Genomic DNA, 23,317 nt, shown 5'->3' on the forward strand with positions numbered 1-23,317 from the left:
ACAACTCGGTGAGCTCGCATCAGGGCCCGATGTCGTGGGTGACCACGGCATCGGGGGTGGCGCGGCACGCCGATCACAGCAATACCCGACAGCTAGGAGAGGACGCAGCATGAGTGCGCCGCAGATCGAAGACGTACTCGCGCTGAGCCCGCTGCAGGAGGGGCTGTTCTCGCTCTCCCGGCTGACGGGCACCGAGATCGACCTGTACACAATGCAATTCGTGGTCGATATCGACGGCCCGCTCGACACCGACCTGCTCCACCGCAGCGCGCAGGCCATGCTGGACCGTCATCCGAACCTGCGTGCCGCGTTCTGGGACACCGATGTGCCCAAACCGGTGCAGATCATCCCCTCGCGCGCGGAGCTGCCGTGGGCTGAACGTGCCGCTCACTCAACGGAATTCGACTCGATCGCCGAATCCGAGCGGCGCGTGCCATTCGTGCTGAGTCGCGGTCCCGCGCTGCGGGTGCTGCTGCTCGACGTCACCGACGCACCCGAGCCGCGCAGGCGGATGATCCTGACCGCCCACCACATCCTCATGGACGGCTGGGCGGTCGCGGTGTTCTTCACCGAGCTGCTCGCCGTCTACCGGGCGGGCGGCACCCTCGACGGGCTGCCCGCGCCCCGTCCCTACCGTGACTACATCGGCTGGCTCGGTGCCCAGGACCACGACGCCGCGGCCCGCCGCTGGGCCGAGTACCTGCGGCAGGTGAGCGCGCCGCTGGTGCTGGCCGACGGCACCGGTGGCGCTGGTGTTCCCCAGACCACGCGACTCAGCTTGTCCACCACCGAAACCGAGCAATTGCAGCAGTGGGCGCGCACCAACGGGATGACGCTCAACACCGCAGTCCAGTTCGCCTGGACGCTGCTGCTCGGCCGCATCACCGACCGCCGCGATGTCGTCTACGGCACCACCATCTCCGGCCGCCCCGAGAAGCTGGCGGGCGTCGAAGGCATGGTCGGGCTGTTCATCAATACCGTCCCGGTGGTGCACCGCCTCGATTCCGCCGAGCCGGTCGTCGCGCAATGCGCGCGCCTGCAACGTGATTCGGCCACCATGCGCGACATCGGCTACCTCAGCCTGTCGACCTTGCAGCGCGCGGCGGGCCACGGCGCCCTGTTCGACACCCTGTTCGTATTCGAGAACGCCCCCATCGACGACGCCATCCAGACGGTCACCGCCCCCGACGGCGCCCAGTTCCGTCCGATCGAGATGGAAAGCCTCGCCCACTACCCGCTCACGGTTGTCTCCCACCTGAGCGACGGCGAACTCCTCGTCCTCGTCGAAGCGATCCCCGCCCTTCTCGGTCACCTCGACCCCGCCGACCTCGGCGCGCGCATGCTGACCATCCTGCGCACCCTGCCGACCCTCGACGCCACCGCGACCACCGAGGCGATCGACCTGCTCACCGAGACCGAGCACGCCGAACTCCTCAGCGCCGCAACGGATATCCCCGCAGCACCCACCGCCACCCCGTGGGAACTGTTCGAGCAGCAGACCACCGCCACCCCGGACGCGATCGCCCTCACCACCACTTCCGGCGAGGTCTTCACCTACCGCGCGCTGCACGACGAGGCCTGCCGGTTGGCGGGGGAGTTCGCCGCCAACGGCGTCGCTCCGGAAACCGTTGTCGCCCTGATGCTCCCGCGTAGTCCTCGCTCGATCATCGCCATTCTGGCGACGTTCGCCGCGGGCGCCGCTTACGTCCCGGTCGACATCACGCTCCCAGCCGCCCGGATCGAATCGATTCTGCGCCAGTCGAACCCAACTCTCGCCGTTGTCCTGGCCGAGGATCGGATGCTGCTCGACGGATTCGTGTCTGATGCGCCGTCGGCCGTGTTGGCGCTGGACGAGCCCGCCGTCGTAGCGCGGATCGCGGCCCGGCCCGCCAAGGCCCCCACCGTGCGTCGCGAACTCGAGCACAGTGCCTACATCATCTTCACTTCCGGCTCCACCGGCGAGCCCAAGGGCGTGGTCGGCACCAACGCGGCACTGGCGGGTTACTTCGCCGATCACCTGGAGCGTTTCTACCGCCCGGCCATGGGCAAGCTCGGGCGCCCCCTGCGGATCGCCCACGCCTGGTCGCTCGGCTTCGATGCCTCCTGGCAGCCGATGGTCGGCTTCTTCGCCGGCCAGGCCCTGCACCTTTTCGACGCCGAGGAAATGCGTGACGCGCACCGAATCGTCTCGGGGATGGCCGAATTCGACATCGACATGATCGACACGACCCCGTCGATGCTGGCGCAGCTGGCGGCGGCGGGCCTGCTCGACCGCGAACTGTCGGTGCTCGCCCTCGGCGGCGAGGCCATCGACACCGCGCTGTGGGCGCGACTGCGCGCCCTGCCCGGTACGGCTGTGTACAACTGCTACGGGCCCACCGAAACGACCGTCGAAGCCGTGGTCGCACCCGTCGCCACCTCGGAAATCCCGACGATCGGCACCGCCAACGGCGGCATGGTCGGCTACGTGCTCGACTCCCGGCTGCGACCGGTTCCGCGCGGCATCGTCGGCGAGCTCTACCTGTCCGGCGTGCAGCTGGCCCGCGGCTACCTCGGCAAACCCGCCATCACCGCGGACCGTTTCGTCGCCGACCCGACGCGCCCCGGCGAGCGCATGTACCGCACCGGTGACCTCGTCCGCAGGCTGCCCGGTGGTCGATTCGGCTACCTCGGCCGCGCCGACGCCCAGGTGAAGGTGCGCGGCTATCGCATCGAGGTCGGCGAGATCGAGACCGCGCTGCGGCGCTCCGCCGATATCGACACCGCCGCGGTGACTGTGGTGCGCCGCGCCGGTGGCGCGTCGCTGGTCGGCTTCGTCGTCGGCAAGGCCGGTCGCGCCGTGATCGTCAGCCGGGTGCGTGCTGACCTGGCACAACGCCTGCCCGCGTACATGATTCCCGCGCGCATCGTGGTGATGGAGCAACTGCCGGTGAACGTCAACGGCAAGCTCGACAGCCACGCGCTGAACGAGCTCGCCGAGCAGTCGCTTTCGGTCGCCGATAGCAACGCCGCTGCCGAGACGCCCACGGAGATCGCGCTCAGCGAGCTGTTCGCCGAACTCTTCGACGGCCGCGCCCCCGGCATCGACGCCGACTTCTACGAACTCGGCGTCGACAGCATCGTCGCGATTTCCCTCGTCAACAAGGCCCGCCGCCGCGGCCTGGCCCTCAATCCGCGAATGGTGCTGGCCTGCCCGACCATTCGTGAACTCGCCGCGGCCGTCGATGACGCTCCGGCCGCCGCCGCGCAGTCCGGCGCCGACGCCTACGGTGTGGTTCCGCCGCTGCCGGTGGTCTCCTGGATGTACGAATACGGCAACTACCGCCGCTTCACCCAGACCGCGCTGCTGCGCCTGCCCGCCGGAATCGACCGGGCGGCACTGGAATCCACGCTGCAATCGCTGCTCGATGCGCACGACACCCTGCGCGCGGTGCTCACCGACACGACGGACGGCCCGCGCATGGTCACCCGGGCACCCGGCGCGGTGAACGCCACCGACCTGGTGATCGAAGCACCCCGGAATCTCGCCGGTGACGAACTCGACTCGGCCATCACCGAATTCGCGCGGATCGCCAACGATGCGATCGACCCCCGCACCGGCGACATGGTGCGCGCGGTGTGGTTCCCGGCCACGGATGCCGATGTGTACCTCGGCTCGGATTCCGCCGGTGCGGTGGCGAGCGAGGCTGCCGGTCGCGGAACCGGCGACATTCTGCTGCTCGCCGTGCACCACCTCGCGGTCGACGTCGTGTCCTGGCACATCATGCTCGACGCGCTGGCTGCCGCCTGGCAGCAGATCCAAGCAGGCGTGACGCCGAAGATGTTGCCCGAGTTCACCTCGTACCGGCAGTGGTCCGAGGCCATGTGGCAGCGCGCGTCCGAACCGGAAGTCCTCGCCCAGCGCGACTACTGGACCGCGCAGGTCCGCGAGCCCGACGCAGCGCTCGGCTCCCGGCACCCCGCACCGGCCACCGACACCTGGTCCAGCCTGCGCGTCAGCACGGTAGCGACTCCGGTCGCGGTCACCGAGCGCCTGCTCAACCGCGTCGGCAAGGACGAGGGCGTCCGCGAATTCCTGCTCACCGCCCTCACCATGACCATGGCCTCGCTCCACGCCGAGAACGGAAACGATCCGGCCGCAGGCGCGTTGATCGCCATGGAAGGCCATGGCCGCGCCGACACCACCCTCGGCACCGACACAGCCAACACCCTCGGCTGGTTCACCAGCGTCTTCCCCGTCCGCCTCGGCGTCGGCGACAACGCGGTGGATGTCCTACGCGCACAAGCAGATCCGTCCGCCGCCCGAACCCTGCTCGACTCGGTCGCGACTCACCTGCGCGAAATCCCGAACCAGGGCCTCGATTACGGCTTGCTCCGCTACGTCAACCGCGCCGCCGAACTTCGCACCGCCGCCGAACCGCAGGTCGAATTCAACTATCTCGGCCGAATCGACCTGAGCGGCAACGACACCGACCCCTGGTCGCTGCTCGTCGGTGAACACGACACCGCACTCCCACTCGACCCGGAACCAGACCTACCCCTGCGCTACGCGGTAGACGTCATCGCAGGCATCGGAACCACCCCCGAAGGCGCCGCCCTCACCACGAACTTCCGCTGGAGCACCGCTCTATTCACGGAAGCCGAGGCAGCCCGCTTCGCCGAACTCTGGGAGCTGGCGCTCACCACCCTCGCCGAGGTGCTGGACCGCTAGTTTGCCTGCTCGTTGGGCACGCGGTGATGTCAGTCGCTGTGGGGCTTGGCGAACTCTTCGATCAGCACGGGATACTGCTCCCCGCCGTGACCTGCGGCGATCGAGCGGTCTGCCATTGCCTTGATCAGCTTCGGGAGCTCGGCGTTGACGCCGAGCGCCTCACACTCCTCGATCAGGTGGGCCATCGTTCGCGCATCGGTCTCCAGGGCCGCCACCTCGGCGGGAAAGGATCCGCTGTCGATCTGCTCGGCATAACCGGGCAGCCAGGTGGCCACCCCGGTAGCCATCATCTGCGCGAACGGTGCGAACGTCGCGGCGTCGACACCGGCGGTTCTGAGCATCGCGGTGCCCTGGAGCCAGGCGTTGAGGACGCTCCACATCATGGTCAGGCCGGCCACGTCGTACAGGGAGGCGAGGCCGTGGTCGGCGCCGAGGTAGGTGACGGTGCCCAGTGCCTCGAGTGTCTTCTCGTGCGCGTCGAAGTCCGCCTGTGGACCGCTGTGCAGAATCACGGCGTCGGAGGTTCCGATCGCCTGCGGGATGGCCATGATCGCGCCGTCCAGGTAGTGGGCGCCGCGCTGCTCGAACCAGCGGGCGGTTTCGCGGGCCTGGGCCGAGTCGCCCGAGGTCAGGTTGAGGAAGGTCGTACCGTCGATATCGTTCGTGCCCAACAGTTCACGCACGGCCGGGTAGTCGGTGACGCAGATGATCGTGATCGAGCCCGCCCGCAGCGCGTCGCCGATGGTCGGCGCGAGCCGCGCACCCTCGGCAATCAGCCTGTCGGCCTTGGCGGGCGTCCGATTCCATACGGTGGTGGGATGTCCGGCGGCGAGGAACGCGCCGGCGAGCGACTGGCCCATGAGCCCGAGTCCGATGACGGTCACAGATGTTTCGGTTGCGTTGTTCATGGCAGCATCATCAACGTTGATACCGGTATGAAGGTCAAGTGAGGTTGCGATGCGAATCGGCGAACTGAGTACCCGCACGGGCGTCAACGCCCACCAACTGCGCTACTACGAGGCCCAGGGGCTGATGACCGCGGACCGCAGCCCGAACGGCTACCGCGAATACGACGAAACCGCCTTGCTGCGCGTGCAACAGATCCGCCACCTACTCGGCGCAGGCCTGTCCTCCGACGACATCGCCTACCTCCTACCCTGCGCGGAAGGCGAAACCCCCACCTTGCCCGCATGCCCAGAACTCGTGTCCAACATGCGAACTCGACTCCACCGCCTCGACGACCAAATCGACCGCCTCGCCCGATCCCGAGACGCCCTCGCCGTCTACATCGCCGCCGCCGAACGCACAACCAGCGACACCTACCCACCCTTCGACGGAACCGAACCAGTGCCCGCCTGAGCAACTATTGCGACCCGAGGAGTTGGGATGACAGACAACAACGCTACGTCGGAACGTATCCGCCGGCGATATGGGACATCCGATTTGGACCGAGGAGGGGCCGGTCCGATGTCGCGCCGGCAGCAGATCGTGTGGGTGCTCGCTGTTGTCGCGTTACTCGCGGCGGGAGTGGCCGTATGGATGGTAGCGGCGGCGGCGGACCGCTTCTATCGCTTCGGCGACCCCCCGCTCTTCGCGATGCCGCTGTGCTGGACGGCCGCAACCGCCGTCTATCTCTGCTACGTCTGGTTCAGTCGCAGCAGGCCTCGCCGCTGGTTGCGGATCGTGTTCGCGGTGATGCTGGTGCTGGCGACAATGTTCCTGTGGGCGATCACGACGTTTCTCGAGGCGTTCGACGATCGCAGCGTTGTCCGCACGGTCGCGGTGAGTCCCGACGGTCGCGTTGAACTGGCCACCGAGAAGTACATGAATTTAATCGACCCTGCCTGCCGCGTGTGGCTGCTGGAGCGCGGGGGGCTTTTCAGTCGACGGGCGCTGGTGTGGCATCTGCATGAAGGCAATTGCCCGACGCAAGTGTTCTTCTCCAACGACACCACTATCGCCATACGCAAGAACGGCGACACAGAACCCACAACCACGACCTTCGACGCCGACCGGATGCAGGTGACACCGATGTAGCTGGGCCGGCCTTTGTGTTGAGCGGCACAATCTGTCACCGGCATCGGTGCAGGTCAGATGGTTGGCGGTCGCCACGCCGCGATCAGGTCGGTGGGAGTGAAGGTGGCGGCGAGGTGGTCGGTTGAGACGCCGGAGCGGCTGACAGCGATCAAGGGGACGGGGTCATCGGTCAGCCGGAAGCGGTGGTTTTGCAGGGCGACGAGGTCGTGGGTGTCGAAGGGTGAGTTCTCCAGCCACTTGATCGACCCGAGAAAGGCCAGCTCCTTGGCGACGGGTTCCCGGTCGGCGCCCACGATGTCGATCTCTACGTCATTGGTGCGTGTCCAGAACCCGCCGATGGCGGGGACCGCGGGGATGCCTTGGGCTGGGAGAAGCCGGGCGAGCGAGTCACGGATCAGGGGTTCCACCGCGCGGCCGCGCCAACTCGTCCAGCCACGGCGGATCCGATCCAGAGTCAGGTCACCGCGCAGGCGATCCAGCTCAGGCAAGTAGGGGCCGAGGAAGGTGAGCCAGAACCGTAGGTATGAGTCGGTGATCCGGTAACGGCGTTCTTTCGATGGGGCCAGGCTGATCGGTAGTTCCGCGGCCACGATTCCCTTGTCCACCAACAGGTTCAGTGCGCGCGAAAGACTCGTGCTGGCTAGACCACCGGCGGCACGGGCGATATTGGTGAACGTTCGTTCGCCGCTGCCGATCGCGGACAAGACCTGGCGCGCCAAGGTCTGATCGGGAAACTCGGCCGCCAGGGACAATTGCGCGGAGACGATCAGCGGGCTGACCGGGTCGGCGAGTTCTCTCGTCAAGAACTCCCACACGTCCTCGCCTGCGCGCCATCGTGCGCAGATCATGGGCAATCCACCGGTGATGAGGGTGGCATCGAAGGCCGCCGCGGGGTCGGAGCCGGTCATGGCGGCGACATCGGCGGGATTGAGTGGGCCCAGTCGCATCTCGGTGCCGCGCTGATGAAACGGGCGACCATACGACGTGAGCGCAGCCATCATGGCGAGATCGGAACCGATCAGGATCAACAGAACCGGTTTGCGGCACAGTTCGCGGTCCCACGCGCGTTGCAAGACACTCTCGAAAGCGCCTGACTCATCCATCAGGTATGGCAACTCGTCGAGAACGACGATGCTCGGCTCATTGTCGGGCAGAATGCCGGCGAGCTGTCGCAGGGCTGCGGTCCAGTTGGCTGGAAGCGCCTCTTCGAAGATCTCGGCATCGGGCAGCGAGGAATGCGCGACCGTATCGGAGAACTCGCGCAGCGGGTCGTTTCCGAGCCCGATCTCGCTGGTGTAGAAGACATTTGGCACACCGCTGCGCTGGGTGAACTCCTCGATCAGTGCAGACTTACCGATGCGGCGGCGGCCACGAAGAATGAGGCAACGCCCCGGCTTCGCCGTATCGATCGCGGCCCCGACGCCGGACAAGGCGGCGTCCAGGGTGTGCAGTTCATGCCATCGCCCGACGAAGTCCATCGCACCTCTTAGTATCATTGATGATAGTAACATCGATGATACGTTCTCTTGCGGGCGTTATCCGCGCCTTCGTTCACCGTCGACGCGACGGCAGGGGTGTAATAGTCCATGTAGTACAATTTGGCTATGACTACCGCTCGTCCCGGCGCCACCACCAACGTCTCGGTGTCGATGCCGTCGGATCTCCTGTCAGCGGTCCGCGACCGGACGGGTAAGCGCGGCCTCTCGGCGTACGTTGCCGAAGCGGTGCGGCACCAACTCGAGATGGACGGTCTCGGGGAGATCGTCTCGGACTTCGAGTCGAGCCACGAGCCGCTCACCGACGCGGAGGTGCAAGCCGCAGCTGAGGAGCTTTTCGGCCACGGCGCGCAGGGCTCCGACCGGGGAGTCGCGTGACGGAACGGAATGTTCGGTCGGTAGTCCTTGATTCCGAGGCTCTGTCACTGCTGCTGCGACATGACAGAGCGCTCACCGCCCGCATCGAAGCAGCCAGGCGGAACAGCATTCCTGTACGGGTATCGGTGCTGACTATTGTCGAAGCCGTTCTTGGAAAGACCGATATGGGCAGGCTGAGCTGGTTGCTTTCGCGGCTGCGAGTCGAGGAAGTAACCCAAGCCGATTCGCTCGATGCGGTGGGTCTGCTGCGTGAGGCAGGCGGGTTACACGGACACAAGTACGCGATCGACTCGTTGGTGGCGGCGATGGCGCTGCGCAGTCCTGGACCGCCAGTCGTTCTCGCATCCGATCGTGATGATTGGGAGCGACTCTGCGGAGATCGCGTACTGATCGTCGACGTATAGCGGCATCGCGACGTTGGCCTGCGCAAGTAGCGCGAGTGCCGACGTCGCCCTCGGTGCCGCGCCGATGCTGCTCAGAACTCGGTATCACTGATGTTAGTAACACCGCTGATACCTGTTCTGGCCGATGCTACACGCGCCTTCGTTCGGTGAACATCGCGATGTGCTTGGACAGGCGGTGCTGGAGTTCGGTGGGTGGGCCGGGGATGACGGTGAAGTTGTCGGCGTCGTGGTGCTGGATGAGGTAGCGGCCGTCGTTCGGATAGTCCAGCCAGAGAAAGGCTTTGCCGTCGGTGGTGGGGCGTGAGTCCACCTGGTAGCCGGGGTAGACGGTGATTTCGCCGGTACTGGTTCGGGGGCGGCGGAAGAATCGTTGCGTTTGTTCGACGGGGGATAGGCGCGTGGGGTGGCGGGCGTAGGTGGCGGTGTCGAGGTCGCTGCGGCGTCCCTCCAAGCGGGGTGTCGAACCACCTTGTGCGTGAGGCAGTTTCGCGACGATCGCGGCGGCCAAGTCGGCCAGCGGCACAATGCTCAAGGCGATATCCCCGCCTTGTTCGCGGGTGGGTCCTGATTCTTGGACCGCCAACGCCGCGTGGTCCTCGATGATTCCGGCATACACGCGGGCGACCTCCGACTGACCTTGCCCATGCAAACCCTCGATCTCGACGCGGACCTCTGGTTCGAGCAGAGCGCGGAACACCTTGTGCAGGCCGTCGTCATAGACCTGTTGCAGCCTGGCGAAGGCGGCCTCGCGCCGCTCCTGGTGGATCTCGTGGGTTTCGGCGAACTCGGGCCGGAAGGTCAGCGGGTAGGGCAGGCGGTCACGACCATGGCCTTCGAGTCCGACCGCGAACGCGTGTGGGTCGAGTTGCCAGCGACCTGTTACGCGCGGTTCAGTGTGGGTGTCATTGTTCCAGCTCACGCGCCGATCACTCCACCTGGCGGAAGGGTCGGCGGAAGCAGCCCGATGAGTTCGTCTTCCCGATCCTGGATGAGGTAGTCGGGAATGGCGTGCTCGCTGTCGTCCTCGCCTTTGCCGCCGCCACGTCCGCCGCCCATCATGCCGGGCATGCCGCTCATGCCTCGACCGCCTGCGCCGCTGGTAGTTCCCGCGCGGTTACCTGACGCCCCTGCAGCCGCGCCGGCGCCGCCGGGAGTGCCTGGCACGGCGGCACCTGGTGTGCCTCCGCTCGGCACACCGGATCCGGGTGAACCCGAACCGGGCGAACCGGAACCAGGCGACCCTCCGCCCGGTGTGGTCGGGGTGCCGGTTCCGGCAGGCGTCGTTGAGGCGGGTGTGGTGGCGGACGGGTCGGTCGCGCTGGGGGTGGTGGAATCGTCGTCGGTTCCGTCGTCGTTCTGATCGTCGTCAGAATTAGTCGACTGCGGCTCAGTCGTTGCCGGATCCTCTTGTGTGCCAGCGGGTTCCGTAGACGGGTTGTTGCCGTTGTTGCCGTTGGTGTTGTCGTTCGAGTTCCCGTCGTCGCCGTTGCGCCCGGTGACGGGGACGTCGCCTGGGTCGCCGACGTTGTTGTGGGGGACGGGCAGGATAGGTGTCTGTTTGTCGACGGTGATCGAGCCTGGCTGGTAGGTGCCGATCATGAAGAGCCGGGCATCTTCCTCGGCCTCATTGGCACGATGTTTGGCCGCTTTGACCACGCCGTTGCCGGGGATGTGGCCGATGAACTCGTCGAACGTGGATACTTCCTCCGGCTTCGGAATGGCGATCTTCGCCTGTCCGAGAACACCTTCCATGTAGTCGATGCCGTTGGCGACCATCTGGAATGTGGTGGGCAGCTTCGCGGCTTCGGTGGTGTAGCTCTTCACCCCGTCGATCGCCGATGTTCCGGACGCGCCCGACCACTTCTCGGAAAGCACCCGCTCGAAGCTCGTTCGGTAGTTGTTGACCGCGGTCTCGGTTCCCGTTGTCAGGCGCCGCCAACCGTCCGCAGTCGCATTGATCTGGCCGGCGTCGACGCCGGGCTGACCGTCCTTGCCACGCAACGCATCCCAGATCTGCTGATGTGTCCACGTACTGAACGGCTCGGGGGTTACCTTCGCCCCCTCCATCGTCACATCACTGCCGGCCCGCAGCCTCGACCATTCGTCGCCGATGATGCTGCGATCGCCCTCCCACGCCTGCTTACCGTCGTTGTCGAGCTTGCTGCGCTCGTCGTCAGCGTTGCCGGACTGGTCGTGGTTGTCCCAGATCTTGAAGCCACCGAGAGTGCCCACGTGGAAGACGGTCATGCCGATCGTTTCGGGGATATCCCAGAACCCCATCAGATACTCGCCCCCGTAGCGCCGAGGGCACCTGCGGTCTGCTGGTCGACGGCTTGTAGTTTGCCGATGGCGGCGAGGAAGGTGTCGCGCTGGTCGCGGGCGATGGTGATGTGCTGTTCCAGGCGTTTCACTGCGGAGTCGTCGGGGCCTCCGGCGCCTCCGGCGACTGCTTTTGCCTCGTACTTGGCACGGATCGTGTCAGCTGAGGGGAGTCCGCCCCAGCCTGTCAGGCGATTGAGTTTGCCAGCGTCGAGCTTCTGCACTTCGAGGTCCGTGATGTACTGCTCGACAACCCCGGCGAGGGCTTGCCCGAGGTCCTCGTCGAGCTTGAACTCCCCGTTGATGGCTTGCTGTTTCATGTTTCGCCAGTATGTGGCGTGATCCTGTGTCATCTTGCTCCCCCGTCTACTTCGGCAGGTGCGGCTCGAACGCTGTCGCGTATTGCTCGGCTATTCCGCACAAGTCCCCGCCCCGCGGTCCTTCGGTGCTCAGCCAAGCGGCAGTGATTTCGAACATTCCTTGCTCTGCCTCGAAGGAAACGTAGCAGATGTCAGGTGTGCTGTTTTCCTTCGAAACCAGCCCTGGACGGGCGTTGATCGTGGTGTCGCGGATGACGGTCACCCCCTCCTTCTTCCGGGCATCCGCGAGCGTATGGCTGGTCGAGAAGATTCCGATGTCGCGCTTGCCGGACCCGTAGCGGTCGTCGAGCGGCCGCCAACTGCACACGCGCCATGCCGAGACGCCGGTCGGGGGATCGACGGTCACGTGCAGAGTCGCCGGGTCGAGGCCGACGCTCGTTAGCACCTCATCCGACAACGCCCCCCGACACGGATTGAACACCTCGATAGTGTCCGGATCCCGCACCGTAGTCGTAGGCCCAGCCGACCCCTCCTCAGTCCCCCCACACCCCGCCAGCACAGCCGCCCCGACCACACCACAGACCACAGCCCGCATCACCACAACGCTTCGCACAGCACTCCTACCTGGTCGGACACGGCAGCAACCCGCCACTACTCGATTAGACGCACCCCGACCCCATTCGGTTCCACCGACCTGTCGACAGCCCTCCAACCTGCGCCCCCGACCCTACTCAACCCGGACCGTCGCCGGGAACTACCGGTCCCCAACAACCGAAGCGAGCTCCGAACCTCGAACCTCGAACCCCGCGGCCCCTGTTTCCCACCCATCTGAGCTGCCATGATGGTGGAGTGAGACGAGACGAGCTCATCGAGTTCCTTCCCGCGATTACCCAGCTCTGTGCCGAATACGGCGTCACGGAGCTAGCGCTCTTCGGCTCGGTCGCCCGCGGCGATGACCGTGAGGACAGCGACGTCGATCTCCTCTACGTGCGCGGACCACACGCAGTGCGCGGCCTGGCCTTCTTCGGACTGGAGGAGGAGCTCGAGAAGCTATTGGGCATCCACGTCGATCTGGTCCCCAAGAGTGGCCTCAACCGACTGATCCGTGACGAAGTACTCGCCGACGCCGAGGTCCTGTATGCCGCCGCGTGAGGAACGCACCAACTCGCTCTACCTCGCAGACATCGTCATCGCGGCCCGCACCGTGATCCGGTGGCTCGACCAGCGCGGCGACGGCTGGAGCACCGACGAAATTCTGCAGAACGCGGTGCTTCGACAGCTACTTGTCATCGGTGAGGCCGCATCGCATCTCACGGATGAGACGCGGAACAAGCTTCCCGACCTGCCCTGGCGACAGATGCGGGGATTCCGCAACCACGCGGTACACGCCTATTTCAGTCTCGACTGGGAGATCGTGCGTGAGGTCGCCGAAGTCGACCTACCGACAGTCGAAGCCGCGGTTTCCCAACTCCTTGCCACCGAATATCCCGAGGCGGTCGGTCACGTGCCGCCAGCAGGTAAGTGAGAACGTCTGTGACGGAAATGCGTCCGCCAGCAATTCCTGCGCGTCTGCTTGGTGAGGGTCGGGGCAAGTGGCATAGCGGTTCTCAGGAAGTAGCTCGATTGAGGATGTCGGTGTAGAGAAGGCGCCCGCCGAGTAGCCGGAGGGCGGCGAGACGGGTTTTGGCGCGGCCGATGTTGGTGGTTCGGGAACCTCGCTCGTAGTAGAAGACATCCCACCAGCCGTCTTCGGCTTGAATCAGGCACCAAGCCTGTTCGCGCAGTTCACCTTCCGAGACAAGGGCTGCGGGCGCGCCGACGTGGGAGAACCAGGCGAGCTGGCTGATCGGATTCTGGGAGAACACGCCGTCGTTCGGGGTCATATCGCCATCTCCTCGATGAATCCGGAGCCGACCAGATCGACGACCGGCATCACGGTGAAGTACTGGTTTCCGCCACCTGGTCTGGCGAACCACGGTGCGACGGGGCCGGACCACACCGGTGTCGGCGTCAGGACCTTCCATCGTCGGTATCCGGATTCGGCGTAGTCGATCGGCAGTGAACGTGCGCCGAACGGCGTCCCGATGTCGTAGAGCAGTCGGGTGAATGTGGTGCCGAACGAGTCCATGATCCGACCAGGTTCGAGCCGTGCCGGTTTCCGGCCGGTGGGGGTCGCGAAGCCGTCTGGATGGAGTATCGGATCGGGCCAGCGGAGCAACCTCCGGCCGGCTGAAGCTCCGACGTCTTCGGGTACCACGAACTCCCGCGCCCACTGCGCTTCACGCATGCCGCCGAACAGATCACCGTCATCGAGAATCGACTGAACCGCCGGACTGCTGATCGGCACGCCGCCGACCGACCCGGCGGTACCACGACCCGGTTCCAGCGGCTGCGATCCATCGAGCGCTCCGCCGATCAACCCGAGGAACCCGAAACAGGCAGCGGCTTCGTTGTCGTATTCGCAGAGGTCATGTGGGCCGCCGCGTTCGTACCAGAATGCTTCGAACGAGCCATCTCGGCCCGGCACCAAACAGTAATGGTCGTCGCGGAGTCTGCCGACCGAGGCAACTGAGTCGGGAACACCAAGACCCCGCAAGATCTTGGTGAGTTCGTCGATGTTCACGATGAAACCTCTTCTAGCTCAGTCGGAGAACGTTGCTTCGAGTTCGCTGTCGATTCGTTCCTGCTCGGCGTTGTCGAGTGTCACCGGCTGAAAATCGCGCGACCGGGCATGGTCGATGAACTCGGCGGGAACCTCGATCGCGTACTCCCGCACGAAGTATCCCCAATATGTTGACCACACCCAGGTGCCGTCGCTCGACATCCCAGTTGGTACGCCGTGGTCTCGTGCCGGGTCGAGTGGGTCGGCCATCGACTGGGTCGAGACAAGCGACTGACACTCCAGCAGGTAGTGCGAAAGGGGTTCGCGGAGTTCCTCGTCGAGGCGCCCGACAAGGTCCGCCAAGCTGACTTCTGGCCAGCCTTCGATTCCCTCGCGGGGGTCCTCCGAAAAATTGGGCAGTAGTTTCACTGTTCAGCCTTCCCACTCGGAACGGTCCAATTCCTCGACTCTTCCATCGGGGTGGAATCGGTGGCAGGTGTCAGGCAGTCGCGGTACTTGCCATGGACTGATGCTCCGCAGTCTGGCATCAACGCCGAGTCTGCCTCTGGACGTGTAGAGGTATCCATCCGGCGCTACTACCGGCGTGCCGAGCGCTTGGGCAAGACTTCGTGCGAAGTTGCCGTCGAGCCGTCCGGTGTTGCAGGACAACAACCGGATGGGGGTGCCGGGTACATAGTCCGGTCGATGGCGGATCAAATTGGCCAGCTCGCGCGCCGACATCGCTCCTCCTCCGGTCGAGTCCATGTTCACGCTGTTCGGCTGTCCATGCGCAACGACATCGTAGTGCCCCGCAAGTGGCGAAACGCTTTGTACATCCTGGTAGAAGCGATCCGTCGCGGACATGATCGAGAACCCCGGGCGGGCATCCGTGAACGGATACGTTGTGGGAGACGCTGCGGGGTTGCCACGTTCTTCCAGGCCATCAGCCGTCGGCGCATCGACGTCGGCGCCGGAAGCAGGTGCATGAGGAAGAGGATCTACTTCTCTGAGGTACCCAGCATCGATGAGTGCCTGCACACTGACCGGAAGATAGTGCTGGGAACCGAGGCCGGGTTCTCCCATCTGGGGAGCAATGCCGCCCCGCCACATAGGCAATGGCCGTAGGACTTCGTATTGGTGATACGACTCGCCATCGAGATTGGTTGGTGGCAGCGCTCGCTGCGGATACGGAACGCCAGCGGGCGATGTAAACCTGCCAGAGGGTCCACCGAACCGGTCGATGACCTCGCCCGGTTGGAGCATGGCTGGATGACGGTCGGTCGAGCTGGAGAAACCTTGCGGATACAGATTGCCGTCTGCCCATGCGGGATCGCCGTTCGGTCCAGCGATTGACCGCATCCAGGCGTCGCGGCCGACTCCGTGAAACGGGTCCCAGCCGTTGGGCAGCAGCGCGTCCACAGCTGGATTGCCGCGGCCGACGCCCGGCGGTGGATCGGGAAATGCGCCGGTCCTGCTGCGGTGATCCCGCGCGATCGCCGACAGCTGGCTGTCGAGGGCCTGTAGTCGTTGAAGTTCGGTCTCGTCCATTTCCGGATGGACGAGCTCGTCGGTAGGTACTGGTCGCCCGTCGGGTCGGAAGTAGTCGGTGGCCGGCAAGGAATGATCGCTGCTGTCGTGGCCTGCGACCGACGCACTGTCGGAGTCGGGGCTCGACCGGTAGTCGGTGGCCGGGGCGTCGTGGGTCGAGGACGACTGTGAGGAATCTGAGGTAAGCCATGGCGGGAGTGAGCGCGGTGCGAGTGTGGCACGGTCGATCTCGCTGCTGAGCTGTTGAAGGTCGCTCGGCGAGAGTGCATCGGCGGTACTCGGGGCTAACCCGAGCTGATCGCGCAACTGTGATGTCAGGGCCTTGACGTCCGAGTTCGGGTGTGTGGTGCCGGGTTGCCCTGTGTCGTCCACCTGGACCTGCATGTCGGCGTCGGCCGGATTGTCCACCGGGACGAGGTCGACCATTACCCATTCGCCATTGGCGAACTGATTCCCGCCGTTGAAAGCAAGGTCAGTTGCAAGCTGGGCTCGTTCACTCAGTTCGCCGACAGCGTCTGGGTTTACGGACGCACTGGCGTTGATGTGCACAGCGATTTGGAGAACAGTGAGTGGTTGTCCGTTGAAGTCAACGCGACGGGCTTGAAATGACCTGCCGCTGTTCCGATTTCCAACTCGCGTAGCTTCGCCGGTCGCTGTGACGTCCGCACGCAGCTGCTCGCGGGCGCTCCTTGCCCGCTCGGCGTTGTCGACCTGTTGCTGTAGCAGCGCTGACTGTGACGCTCTGGGCGACGGGGTGGTGTCTGCGTCGCTCGCTACCGTTCGATCGTTTCCTCCATCGGCCACGATCCCGTTGTCCGGCTGAGCATCTCGGCCCATGCTGTCGCTTCCGAGAGCGGGCCCCCGCTCGGATGGAAGTACAGGGTTTCCTTGTTGATCGTGATCAGTTCGGTGGTTCCCGGGTTGTTCGATTGATCCAGGTCGGTCACGTGGACTTGGTACTGGACTGTCTGTGGGTCCTCGAAGGTTTTCAGCAGGTGGATTCGATGGAGTGGGGGATACACCTGGCCGCCCTGGATCGGCTGGCCCGTTTCGATCGCCTGGTCGAATTCCTCCCCGATCATGTCCGGTGGCAGGCTCCGGTGAGCTGTCACGACTCCCGTTTGCTTGTTCAGGACGTAGTTCCCCAGTCCCAATCCCATGCCCTGATCCAATTCCTCCTGGGAGAGAATCGCTTGGGCTACCCAGCCGTGTCTGGTCTCCATCGTTTGGAACTTCCGGTTCGGCCCGAACACTTTGGTCAGCAGCTGGTTGGCCTGTTCCGCCGTGTGAATTGGCTCCGGCATTCTGGATACCTCCGTGTGCGTCGATGGGAATGAAGTCCAGCGCGGCCGACCGGGCGACCATGTCTGGGGGTGGGACATCGGAGGTGGCGCCCGACTGCGGATCCCACCATACGGGCCCTGCTGCGCCGGGCGGATAGACAATGACTGTTGCGTGCGAGGCAAGGATCAGAGGGGAACCGTCGGCGTTGAATCGAGGGTTTCCATTGCTGTCGCGTGCATGCCAGCAGTTGATGACCAGCGCAGCCGAGCCTGGACCGAGGCCGGCGACATGATTGTGCAGTTCGCGGAACTGATCCTGGATCGGTAGTCCAGGGAAATGGCTCAAACTCCGGCCGAGCCAATTTTCCGCTCGTGCGGTGCCGAATCGTTCGCCACTGCGGTTGTCGCGGGAGCCGTTCGGCAGAGGGTCGGGCCACCGTGGCGCCGAGACCTGAGGAACGCCGTAGAACGACGACAACGCTGATAGGGAACAGTCGAGGCAGTTATTGCTTCGGCCGCCCCGGGTCGGGCCGCCGTCGTTGACCGACGTGCCGTAGGGGTGCGTTCGAGGGTCGGCGCCGATCGTGAATCCGCTGCCGTCGCGGAGTTGGTCTTCAACTCGTTGCTGGTGCGCCGCCTGCTCGACAGGCTCGAGCCGACCCGGGGCCATGACTCGGCTGTCCGAGGGATTGGTGAACCGGGCCGGCGTGTTGGCTCGGGCGATGTCGTTGCTGATCGTGCGGAGGTCGTCGGGGCTCAAACGGGTGTCCGGGGTGCTTCGCGGCAAGCCCATGTGTGCGCGGAGATCGTTGGACAGGTCGAATTGGTGTTGCTGGGTGTTCAGGCGTAGATCGGCTGCGTTCGGGTCGGTGGTGAATTCGAGGTCGACCAGGAACTGGTCGCCGACGGACGGGGCGCGGCTGAGGAGATCCTGACCGTGGTTGAAGGCGGCATCGACCGCGCCCTGGGCGTATTCCATCTCCAGGTTCAGCTCGGCCGGTGTCATCAGGTGTGCGTTCGGGATGTGGGCGCGGATGGTGGCTACCGAGACCCAGCGGCTGCCGACCTGGAAGCGGCGAATTCGGTATGAAGGGCGTGGTTGGGACGGGTTCCGGTCGACGGTGGTTGTGCGGCCGTCGTGCGGAGGTTGGTTACGCAGTGCGTCGCGCAGCGGGCGGGCGTCTGGGCTGTAACCGGGGTCGGGTAGCTGGTTTGCCGGAGTTGGAGTGGGCGTGAGGGTTTGCGGTGTTGTCCGAGTGGGGTTGGTGGTCGGGGTAGAACTCGGTCGGCTGTCAGGGCTCGTTGCTGTGCGCGTTTGTGGTACCGCTGGCGGGGTCGTCGGCCTAGACCGAGACGGGGTCTGGTCGATTGGCGGCCCAGTCCGGGTGGTCGAGATCGAGGTGACCGGTGCCGGAGTTGTTGTGGGGGTTGACGTGGGTGTGTTCGACCTGGGCGATGACGGCGCTGACGTTGGGATTTGACTGATCGGGGGTGTCGGCGTGGGCGTCGGTGTGGCAGTGGGCGGTGGTGTTGATGTGGGGGGAGTTGTTGTGGGGTTTGCGGTTTGGACTGGGGGAGCTGTCGCGGTGGTGGCGGTCGCTGTCGATGTGTCTGTGGAGGAAGGGCGAGTGGTGTCGGCAGGGGTATGGGTGGGGTTGTTCGCAGGGGCTGCCGGTTGGGAGGTTGTGGAGATCGGCGAACCGGTGGTTGCGGCGGGAGTCGGAGTCGGTGATTGCTGTGGGGTCGACTCCTGTGTGGTCAGTGCCGTGGGGGTCGGTTGTTGGGTGGTCGCATCCGGTGTGTCGGTAGGGGCTGTGGGTGCGGGTGTCGTGGGTTGGGGATTCGCCGGTGTTGTCGGGGTGGTGTTGGACTGCCCGGTGTCGCTCGGAGTCGGGTTCTGTTGTCCGGTAGCGGTATTCGGGCTGTTGTCGGTGGGGGTGTTCGGCTGGGTCGACGAATCCTGGTCCGGGAGATCCAGTGATGAGCCGGTGGGGTTGGGAGTGGTGTCGCTTGTGGGCGGTGTGTTCGAGGGATTGTCCGAGGGCGAGGTATCGCCGGTCGACGGTGTTTCGGCCGGGGTGCTGCTGTTCGGGTTCGACGGCGAGTCGCCGGTCTGGGGCGTTCCGGTCGGGGTGTCGATGCCCGGGTTCGATGGTGTGGTGTCGCCGGTCGGCGGGGTCGGGTTGGACCCGTTGTCGTTCGGGCTGGACGGCGTCGTGTCTCCGGTGGAGGGGGATCCGTTGGATGAGGGTGCTGTTTCTCCGGCGTCGGGGGTTTCGGTAGATCCGTTGCTGTTCGGGTTCGACGGTGCGGAGTCGCCAGTGGGCGGAGTTCCATTCGCGCCGTTGTCATTCGGGCTTGTGGGTGCCGATTCCCCCGGTGCTGCGGAGTTGGGCGAACCGTTTTGCGGGGTCGCTCCGTCCCCGGTAGGAGCGGTGGATGCTGGGTTCGTCGACCCGCCGGTGTCACCGGTGTTCGGACTTGTCGGTGCGTTCGGGCTCTGATCACCGGAGGGGGTATCGGTCCCCGCGGGCGTGGTGGCGCCCGGAACGTCGGTGCCGAGATCGGGAACGGTGGGGGCCGTGCTGTTTCCGCCGTGACTGCTGGATTCCAGCGCGCTCTGGACGCCACCTGCTCCCGCGCTGGTGAAGGTGTCTACGCCGACATCCAGTTTGAATTCCTGGCCGAGGAAGGCGGCGCCTACTCCTGCGGTAGCGACCTGCGCGGAGAGGTCGGCGCCCAGTTCGGTGACGGTGCCGCCGACGACCTTGCCTGCGAGTTTGCCTGCTGTCGAGGATGCGACATCGCCCAGAGCGCCGGTGCCGCCGCCGAGGAGCCCGCCTGCCGCACCGCCGACCGCACCGCCGAAGGTGGCCAGGCCGAGGTCGGTCCAGCCGAATTTGTCGGCCGAGCGGTCGCCCTTCGCTACCTGGATCAAGCGCGCGCCGAGGTCGGTGCCGCCCTCCTCCAGTGCTTCGAATGCGGCGCCACGCAGGGCCAATCGGGCTGCGGCTTTCGCCGCGCCGCGGGTGAGCATGCGGGCGATGAGCTGTTTGATCGCCACGCGCACCGCGACCTGGGCGGCCACCCGGGCTGCCACGCCGGCTACCGCGCCGACACCTGTCCATGAGGTCGCGATGGCCGCACCGATCTCCACCGCGGCGATGATCATCGTCGCGATGATCACCAGTTTGGTGTGTTCGATGTCGTTGGCGCCGTCTTCGAGTAGCTCGGCCTGTTTCTCGCACCACTTGCGGACCGCGGCGAAGGTCGCTTCGTCGCCCGACAGCAGTTTGTCGCGGAAAGTGGTGATGGCGGTGTGGGTTTCGCCCTCGGACAGCGCTGTGAGCGCGGCGTTCAGCGCGAGTGCGGCACCGTCGTCGACGGTATTGAGGGTGTTCGCCATGGCGGTCCACCCATCGGCGACACGGCGCATGGCTGTTTCGTCACCTTCGGGCCAATCACCCGCGCCGAGAATGTATTTCGCTACCCAGGCCAGCTCGTCGGGGATCTCGATGCCCATTTACAGCGACCCCGTGGCCTTATCGATCTCACCGGCACGTGCGGTGTCCTGGGCCTGCAGGGTTTCGGCGACGGTGACCATGTTCTCGCCCAGTTTGGTCATCACCGTTGCCAGGCCGGTCACCGCCTTCTGGCCGGGCTCGACGCCGGGGGTGTAGTTCTTGGCGAACGACTGGCCGATCTCGTCATTACCCCAGCACTCACCCTCCGCCGCGATCACAGCCGCCAGCTTCTGGGCGCCGGTGGTGATCGTGTCGGCGACCGAGGCGAACGACGGCTGAGTGCCGCGCAGCGCTTGCGGGTCGGCTTTCAGTGAGCTCATCGGAGGTATCCGCGGTTGCGGAAGTATTCGCCCTCTTCGTCGTCGGTGTCATCGATGAGGCTGTGGCGTGAGTCCGTGACCGGTTCGGGGGCCGGTGGCGGCGGCGGGGTCAGCTGGGCGATGAGGTCTTTCATACTCGGGGCGCCCGGGATCAGATCGGGGAGGTCGGGCATGTTCGCGCTCATGTCCGATAGTGGGGCGAGGGCTTGCTGCTGGGTCTGGGCGGCTTGCGCGGCCACCTGGGCGATCACCTCGGTGACCGACCGGCCGAGGGATTCCGGGGTCGATCGTTTGAAGGCATCCGGCTCGATATGGACCTCCGAGATCCCCGCGATGGTGCCGGAGACGCGGACCAAGCCGTCCGCCGACCAGGCGGTCACGAGCTGGGTGGCCTGGGACTGAGCATCGAGCAGCGCCGATTTCTCAGCGGTATAGGTGTCCAGCATCGAATCGATCTGCGCGCGCAACGCATCGTTGGAAGCTCGCGTCGGCGCCGACCAGTCGTCGTTCATGAGACCCTCGATCTGTCAGGAAGCACGTCATAAGTTTGGACGCGCGGGAGTCGTCGGAGGTTGCATTATGTGACGCACGTCTCGCGCGAGGACGGGGATCGTCATGGAGCCGAAGTATTCGACCCCGGTCGGGTCGGTCGCCGAGCAGTTCGGCGAGATCGAGAAGTGGTTGCGGGGCAATCTTGCGACGGTGTCGATCAGCGGGGCAACGAGCGGGCAGATCGAAGAAGCCGCTGCCGCGACCGGTCGGGCGTGGCCTGCCGAGTTGGTCGAGCTCTACACCAGGATCAATGGGTTTCCCGTCGATCAGTGGGTGCAGTTGCTGCCCGGAAACGAACTGTTCGATCTGGATCGAGTTCTCCGTGAGTGGCAGCTCGAGCTCGACATATGGGGACCCATGGCTGAGGAGATGGGGTTCGAGGTCGACCCCGACGCGCAGGCGGGCGACCCGGCCGGGACCTATCTGCCCGAGTTCATCCCCTTCGCGGGCGCGGACGGTTACCTGCTGTTCGTCGATACCCGGCCGGGTGAGCTGCACGGCTGTGTAACCACTTTCGACAAGTGCGCCGCCGATGACGCAGGACCGAGCTGGGTGTCGATCAGCGCGATGCTGACCGACCTCGCGACGAGCCTGCGCACTGGGTCCGAGTTCGACGGCTATTCGGCGCCGACCGTTGTCGATGGTCAGCTGGATTGGCGATGACGTCAGCGAGTGAGTGAGCCGATGTGCGCAGTTGGAGTTCGACCGATCCGTCGACCGCCGAGGGTTTGACTCGATCGCGCACTCGTCAACGTCACAGTGCCGCCGACGATGCGCCGAAGCGGGCGGGACTGTGCTGACCAGTATTACCTGGAGCGGGAGCCAGCCGCCGCAGTGTTCGGCCGCGGCGGAAGAGCCTTGCCAAGGAGCTTCTCGGCCTGGCGTCGATGCTCTTGAACCTGCTCCGGCGACAGCTTCACCTCGACGACATGCAACGATTCTTGGGTCAGTGCACTCATCGCTAGCCCTCCGTCACAATTGCCTGGATACGCCACATGCTACGCGCCTCGTCCCAGGTGACGCCAACGACGAAATAGCTGCGCGCGTCGATGAGCAGCACTTCTCGTTCGTCTGGGATCTCGGCGAGGTCACCCAGTCGTAGGGCCGGGGTGCCTGCAGGAACGAGCAGGTCCAGAATCACCGGGTCGCGGTGGCGCCTAGATCGCGGAGGGTTGGTCGCGCCGCTGGCAGACAGAAACCCGCGGTGTGTGAACTTCCGGTCGATCAGCGAATATGCGGATTCGACACCGACGATGCCCATGTTGGGTGCCTCATCTTCGCGGGTGACGCGAACCATGGTCGGCAGCGGATACTTCATCAGGCCCGATCTGATGGCATCAATGCGCTGCACGAGTGCGTCAGTCATCGGTATCTGATCCCAGAGAGCCTTGTTGATCCGTTCGAACCCGTTGAGCGCATATGACTGGATCGCGTCACGCTCAACGGCGGTGAGCAGGTCTAGCCCTTGCCCGGCGAGCGCAATTCCGGCAGCGGGAACCTCCTCGAAACCGAAGTCCTCAGGTTCATCAGAGCTCGCCATCGCTTCCTCCTGCTTGATTCGGACCGGGCTTCGCCCGCACTGTGTTCGACCGGAAGGAGCACCCAAGGGTGCCGGTGTCGTAACCATCCCTGCCCGCTTCCCCGCACCGAACCCCGATTTGCGTCCTCGGCCAACACAATTGGCCCCGCGCCTGTTTCGGCGTGTGGCGATGTTGGACCCAGGCGTTGGTGTGCACTCCCGAACCGACCAGATGCGTACGTGCGAGGCGTACGACGAAGGTGCTCGCAGGAGGCTGGGGTGTCAGGGTTGTTTGTCCCTCGGT

Annotated in this window: 24 protein-coding genes and 1 pseudogene; 10 read left to right on the top strand and 15 right to left on the bottom strand. The window is 65.3% G+C overall.

Annotated features, from left to right (window positions below):
- Positions 1–109 precede the first annotated feature (109 nt).
- Positions 110–4,711, top strand: a complete 4,602-nt coding sequence (locus tag ACFWO8_RS21485; protein WP_378953700.1) for an amino acid adenylation domain-containing protein — start codon at positions 110–112, stop codon at positions 4,709–4,711.
- A gap of 29 nt (positions 4,712–4,740) precedes the next feature.
- On the opposite strand, the gene ACFWO8_RS21490 is transcribed toward ACFWO8_RS21485, so the two are convergent.
- Positions 4,741–5,619: an NAD(P)-dependent oxidoreductase gene (locus ACFWO8_RS21490; RefSeq protein ID WP_378953703.1), complete on the bottom strand. Its 879-nt coding sequence runs from the start codon at positions 5,617–5,619 to the stop codon at positions 4,741–4,743.
- 49 nt (positions 5,620–5,668) lie between these two features.
- Here ACFWO8_RS21490 and ACFWO8_RS21495 point away from each other — a divergent pair, with 49 nt between their 5' ends.
- Positions 5,669–6,070 carry a MerR family transcriptional regulator gene (locus ACFWO8_RS21495; RefSeq protein ID WP_378953706.1) on the top strand — a complete coding sequence of 134 codons (402 nt, stop codon included), beginning with the start codon at positions 5,669–5,671 and terminating at the stop codon, positions 6,068–6,070.
- Positions 6,071–6,097: 27 nt separating this feature from the next.
- Complete coding sequence (locus tag ACFWO8_RS21500; protein ID WP_378953709.1) at positions 6,098–6,748, top strand: hypothetical protein; 651 nt, start codon at positions 6,098–6,100, stop codon at positions 6,746–6,748.
- A 53-nt stretch (positions 6,749–6,801) separates the two neighbouring features.
- Here the strand turns inward: ACFWO8_RS21500 and ACFWO8_RS21505 are convergent, their stop codons facing one another.
- Positions 6,802–8,259 (bottom strand): ATP-binding protein, encoded by a 1,458-nt coding sequence (locus tag ACFWO8_RS21505; RefSeq protein WP_378953712.1) that lies wholly within the window; start codon positions 8,257–8,259, stop codon positions 6,802–6,804.
- 93 nt (positions 8,260–8,352) lie between these two features.
- Here ACFWO8_RS21505 and ACFWO8_RS21510 point away from each other — a divergent pair, with 93 nt between their 5' ends.
- Together ACFWO8_RS21510 and ACFWO8_RS21515 are read left to right on the top strand one after the other, a co-directional pair.
- Positions 8,353–8,622 carry a hypothetical protein gene (locus tag ACFWO8_RS21510; RefSeq protein ID WP_378953715.1) on the top strand — a complete coding sequence of 90 codons (270 nt, stop codon included), beginning with the start codon at positions 8,353–8,355 and terminating at the stop codon, positions 8,620–8,622.
- 125 nt (positions 8,623–8,747) lie between these two features.
- A complete protein-coding gene (locus tag ACFWO8_RS21515; RefSeq protein WP_378953718.1) occupies positions 8,748–9,026 on the top strand; it encodes a DNA-binding protein in 279 nt (92 codons plus the stop codon).
- A 127-nt stretch (positions 9,027–9,153) separates the two neighbouring features.
- On the opposite strand, the gene ACFWO8_RS21520 is transcribed toward ACFWO8_RS21515, so the two are convergent.
- The 4 genes from ACFWO8_RS21520 to ACFWO8_RS21535 are packed head-to-tail and all read right to left on the bottom strand — an operon-like array spanning position 9,154 to position 12,260.
- Complete coding sequence (locus ACFWO8_RS21520; RefSeq protein WP_378953721.1) at positions 9,154–9,945, bottom strand: ESX secretion-associated protein EspG; 792 nt, start codon at positions 9,943–9,945, stop codon at positions 9,154–9,156.
- Positions 9,942–11,306, bottom strand: a complete 1,365-nt coding sequence (locus ACFWO8_RS21525; RefSeq protein ID WP_378953724.1) for a hypothetical protein — start codon at positions 11,304–11,306, stop codon at positions 9,942–9,944. Before ACFWO8_RS21525 ends, ACFWO8_RS21520 begins: the two co-directional genes overlap by 4 nt.
- A complete protein-coding gene (locus tag ACFWO8_RS21530) occupies positions 11,306–11,665 on the bottom strand; it encodes a hypothetical protein (RefSeq protein ID WP_378953727.1) in 360 nt (119 codons plus the stop codon). Before ACFWO8_RS21530 ends, ACFWO8_RS21525 begins: the two co-directional genes overlap by 1 nt.
- A 46-nt stretch (positions 11,666–11,711) precedes the next feature.
- The gene (locus tag ACFWO8_RS21535) at positions 11,712–12,260 is read right to left on the bottom strand and encodes a DUF3558 domain-containing protein (protein ID WP_378954251.1); all 549 of its coding nucleotides are present in this window, start codon (positions 12,258–12,260) and stop codon (positions 11,712–11,714) included.
- A 254-nt stretch (positions 12,261–12,514) separates the two neighbouring features.
- Between ACFWO8_RS21535 and ACFWO8_RS21540 the strand changes: the two genes are divergently transcribed.
- A complete protein-coding gene (locus ACFWO8_RS21540) occupies positions 12,515–12,817 on the top strand; it encodes a nucleotidyltransferase family protein (protein WP_378953730.1) in 303 nt (100 codons plus the stop codon).
- Complete coding sequence (locus ACFWO8_RS21545; RefSeq protein ID WP_378953732.1) at positions 12,804–13,190, top strand: DUF86 domain-containing protein; 387 nt, start codon at positions 12,804–12,806, stop codon at positions 13,188–13,190. The genes ACFWO8_RS21540 and ACFWO8_RS21545 overlap by 14 nt, the downstream gene beginning before the upstream one ends.
- A gap of 82 nt (positions 13,191–13,272) precedes the next feature.
- Here the strand turns inward: ACFWO8_RS21545 and ACFWO8_RS21550 are convergent, their stop codons facing one another.
- The 6 genes and pseudogenes from ACFWO8_RS21550 to ACFWO8_RS21575 form a co-directional block, all read right to left on the bottom strand.
- A complete protein-coding gene (locus tag ACFWO8_RS21550; protein ID WP_378953735.1) occupies positions 13,273–13,548 on the bottom strand; it encodes a hypothetical protein in 276 nt (91 codons plus the stop codon).
- On the bottom strand, positions 13,545–14,288 hold the full coding sequence (locus ACFWO8_RS21555) for a TNT domain-containing protein (RefSeq protein WP_378953738.1): 744 nt from the start codon (positions 14,286–14,288) through the stop codon (positions 13,545–13,547). Before ACFWO8_RS21555 ends, ACFWO8_RS21550 begins: the two co-directional genes overlap by 4 nt.
- A gap of 18 nt (positions 14,289–14,306) precedes the next feature.
- Positions 14,307–14,630, bottom strand: coding sequence for a hypothetical protein (locus tag ACFWO8_RS21560; RefSeq protein ID WP_378953741.1), 324 nt, complete (start codon positions 14,628–14,630; stop codon positions 14,307–14,309).
- A gap of 69 nt (positions 14,631–14,699) precedes the next feature.
- Positions 14,700–16,364: a glycohydrolase toxin TNT-related protein gene (locus tag ACFWO8_RS21565; protein ID WP_378954257.1), complete on the bottom strand. Its 1,665-nt coding sequence runs from the start codon at positions 16,362–16,364 to the stop codon at positions 14,700–14,702.
- A gap of 224 nt (positions 16,365–16,588) precedes the next feature.
- Positions 16,589–17,119: a hypothetical protein gene (locus tag ACFWO8_RS21570; protein ID WP_378954288.1), complete on the bottom strand. Its 531-nt coding sequence runs from the start codon at positions 17,117–17,119 to the stop codon at positions 16,589–16,591.
- A gap of 148 nt (positions 17,120–17,267) precedes the next feature.
- Positions 17,268–18,104, bottom strand: a pseudogene (locus ACFWO8_RS21575) (toxin glutamine deamidase domain-containing protein); the annotation flags it as partial.
- Between the two features lie 823 nt (positions 18,105–18,927).
- Between ACFWO8_RS21575 and ACFWO8_RS21580 the strand changes: the two are divergent.
- Positions 18,928–19,602 carry a hypothetical protein gene (locus ACFWO8_RS21580; RefSeq protein WP_378953744.1) on the top strand — a complete coding sequence of 225 codons (675 nt, stop codon included), beginning with the start codon at positions 18,928–18,930 and terminating at the stop codon, positions 19,600–19,602.
- 92 nt (positions 19,603–19,694) lie between these two features.
- Complete coding sequence (locus ACFWO8_RS21585; protein WP_378953747.1) at positions 19,695–20,228, top strand: hypothetical protein; 534 nt, start codon at positions 19,695–19,697, stop codon at positions 20,226–20,228.
- 393 nt (positions 20,229–20,621) lie between these two features.
- Here ACFWO8_RS21585 and ACFWO8_RS21590 read toward each other — a convergent pair whose 3' ends face one another.
- The gene (locus tag ACFWO8_RS21590; RefSeq protein WP_378953750.1) at positions 20,622–20,942 is read right to left on the bottom strand and encodes a hypothetical protein; all 321 of its coding nucleotides are present in this window, start codon (positions 20,940–20,942) and stop codon (positions 20,622–20,624) included.
- Complete coding sequence (locus ACFWO8_RS21595; protein WP_378953752.1) at positions 20,939–21,454, bottom strand: YbaB/EbfC family nucleoid-associated protein; 516 nt, start codon at positions 21,452–21,454, stop codon at positions 20,939–20,941. The genes ACFWO8_RS21590 and ACFWO8_RS21595 overlap by 4 nt, the downstream gene beginning before the upstream one ends.
- A gap of 103 nt (positions 21,455–21,557) precedes the next feature.
- On the opposite strand from ACFWO8_RS21595, the gene ACFWO8_RS21600 reads away from it, so the two are divergent.
- The gene (locus ACFWO8_RS21600; protein ID WP_378953755.1) at positions 21,558–22,157 is read left to right on the top strand and encodes an SMI1/KNR4 family protein; all 600 of its coding nucleotides are present in this window, start codon (positions 21,558–21,560) and stop codon (positions 22,155–22,157) included.
- Positions 22,158–22,455: 298 nt separating this feature from the next.
- Here ACFWO8_RS21600 and ACFWO8_RS21605 read toward each other — a convergent pair whose 3' ends face one another.
- Positions 22,456–23,034, bottom strand: coding sequence for an ADP-ribosyltransferase (locus tag ACFWO8_RS21605; protein ID WP_378953759.1), 579 nt, complete (start codon positions 23,032–23,034; stop codon positions 22,456–22,458).
- Between the last annotated feature and the right edge of the window lie 283 nt (positions 23,035–23,317).

The organism is Nocardia sp. NPDC058480, from assembly GCF_042720495.1.
GTDB lineage: Bacteria > Actinomycetota > Actinomycetes > Mycobacteriales > Mycobacteriaceae > Nocardia.

Coding starts and splice junctions, on each gene's coding strand:
- ACFWO8_RS21505 (WP_378953712.1), bottom strand. CDS start 8,259: ATGTTACTATCATCAATGATACTAAGAGGTGCGATGGACTTCGTCGGG.
- ACFWO8_RS21510 (WP_378953715.1), top strand. CDS start 8,353: ATGACTACCGCTCGTCCCGGCGCCACCACCAACGTCTCGGTGTCGATG.
- ACFWO8_RS21590 (WP_378953750.1), bottom strand. CDS start 20,942: ATGAGCTCACTGAAAGCCGACCCGCAAGCGCTGCGCGGCACTCAGCCG.
- ACFWO8_RS21550 (WP_378953735.1), bottom strand. CDS start 13,548: ATGACCCCGAACGACGGCGTGTTCTCCCAGAATCCGATCAGCCAGCTC.
- ACFWO8_RS21530 (WP_378953727.1), bottom strand. CDS start 11,665: ATGAAACAGCAAGCCATCAACGGGGAGTTCAAGCTCGACGAGGACCTC.
- ACFWO8_RS21500 (WP_378953709.1), top strand. CDS start 6,098: ATGACAGACAACAACGCTACGTCGGAACGTATCCGCCGGCGATATGGG.
- ACFWO8_RS21600 (WP_378953755.1), top strand. CDS start 21,558: ATGGAGCCGAAGTATTCGACCCCGGTCGGGTCGGTCGCCGAGCAGTTC.
- ACFWO8_RS21570 (WP_378954288.1), bottom strand. CDS start 17,119: ATGCCGGAGCCAATTCACACGGCGGAACAGGCCAACCAGCTGCTGACC.
- ACFWO8_RS21535 (WP_378954251.1), bottom strand. CDS start 12,260: ATGCGGGCTGTGGTCTGTGGTGTGGTCGGGGCGGCTGTGCTGGCGGGG.
- ACFWO8_RS21485 (WP_378953700.1), top strand. CDS start 110: ATGAGTGCGCCGCAGATCGAAGACGTACTCGCGCTGAGCCCGCTGCAG.
- ACFWO8_RS21525 (WP_378953724.1), bottom strand. CDS start 11,306: ATGGGGTTCTGGGATATCCCCGAAACGATCGGCATGACCGTCTTCCAC.
- ACFWO8_RS21545 (WP_378953732.1), top strand. CDS start 12,804: ATGCCGCCGCGTGAGGAACGCACCAACTCGCTCTACCTCGCAGACATC.
- ACFWO8_RS21595 (WP_378953752.1), bottom strand. CDS start 21,454: ATGAACGACGACTGGTCGGCGCCGACGCGAGCTTCCAACGATGCGTTG.
- ACFWO8_RS21495 (WP_378953706.1), top strand. CDS start 5,669: ATGCGAATCGGCGAACTGAGTACCCGCACGGGCGTCAACGCCCACCAA.
- ACFWO8_RS21490 (WP_378953703.1), bottom strand. CDS start 5,619: ATGAACAACGCAACCGAAACATCTGTGACCGTCATCGGACTCGGGCTC.
- ACFWO8_RS21605 (WP_378953759.1), bottom strand. CDS start 23,034: ATGGCGAGCTCTGATGAACCTGAGGACTTCGGTTTCGAGGAGGTTCCC.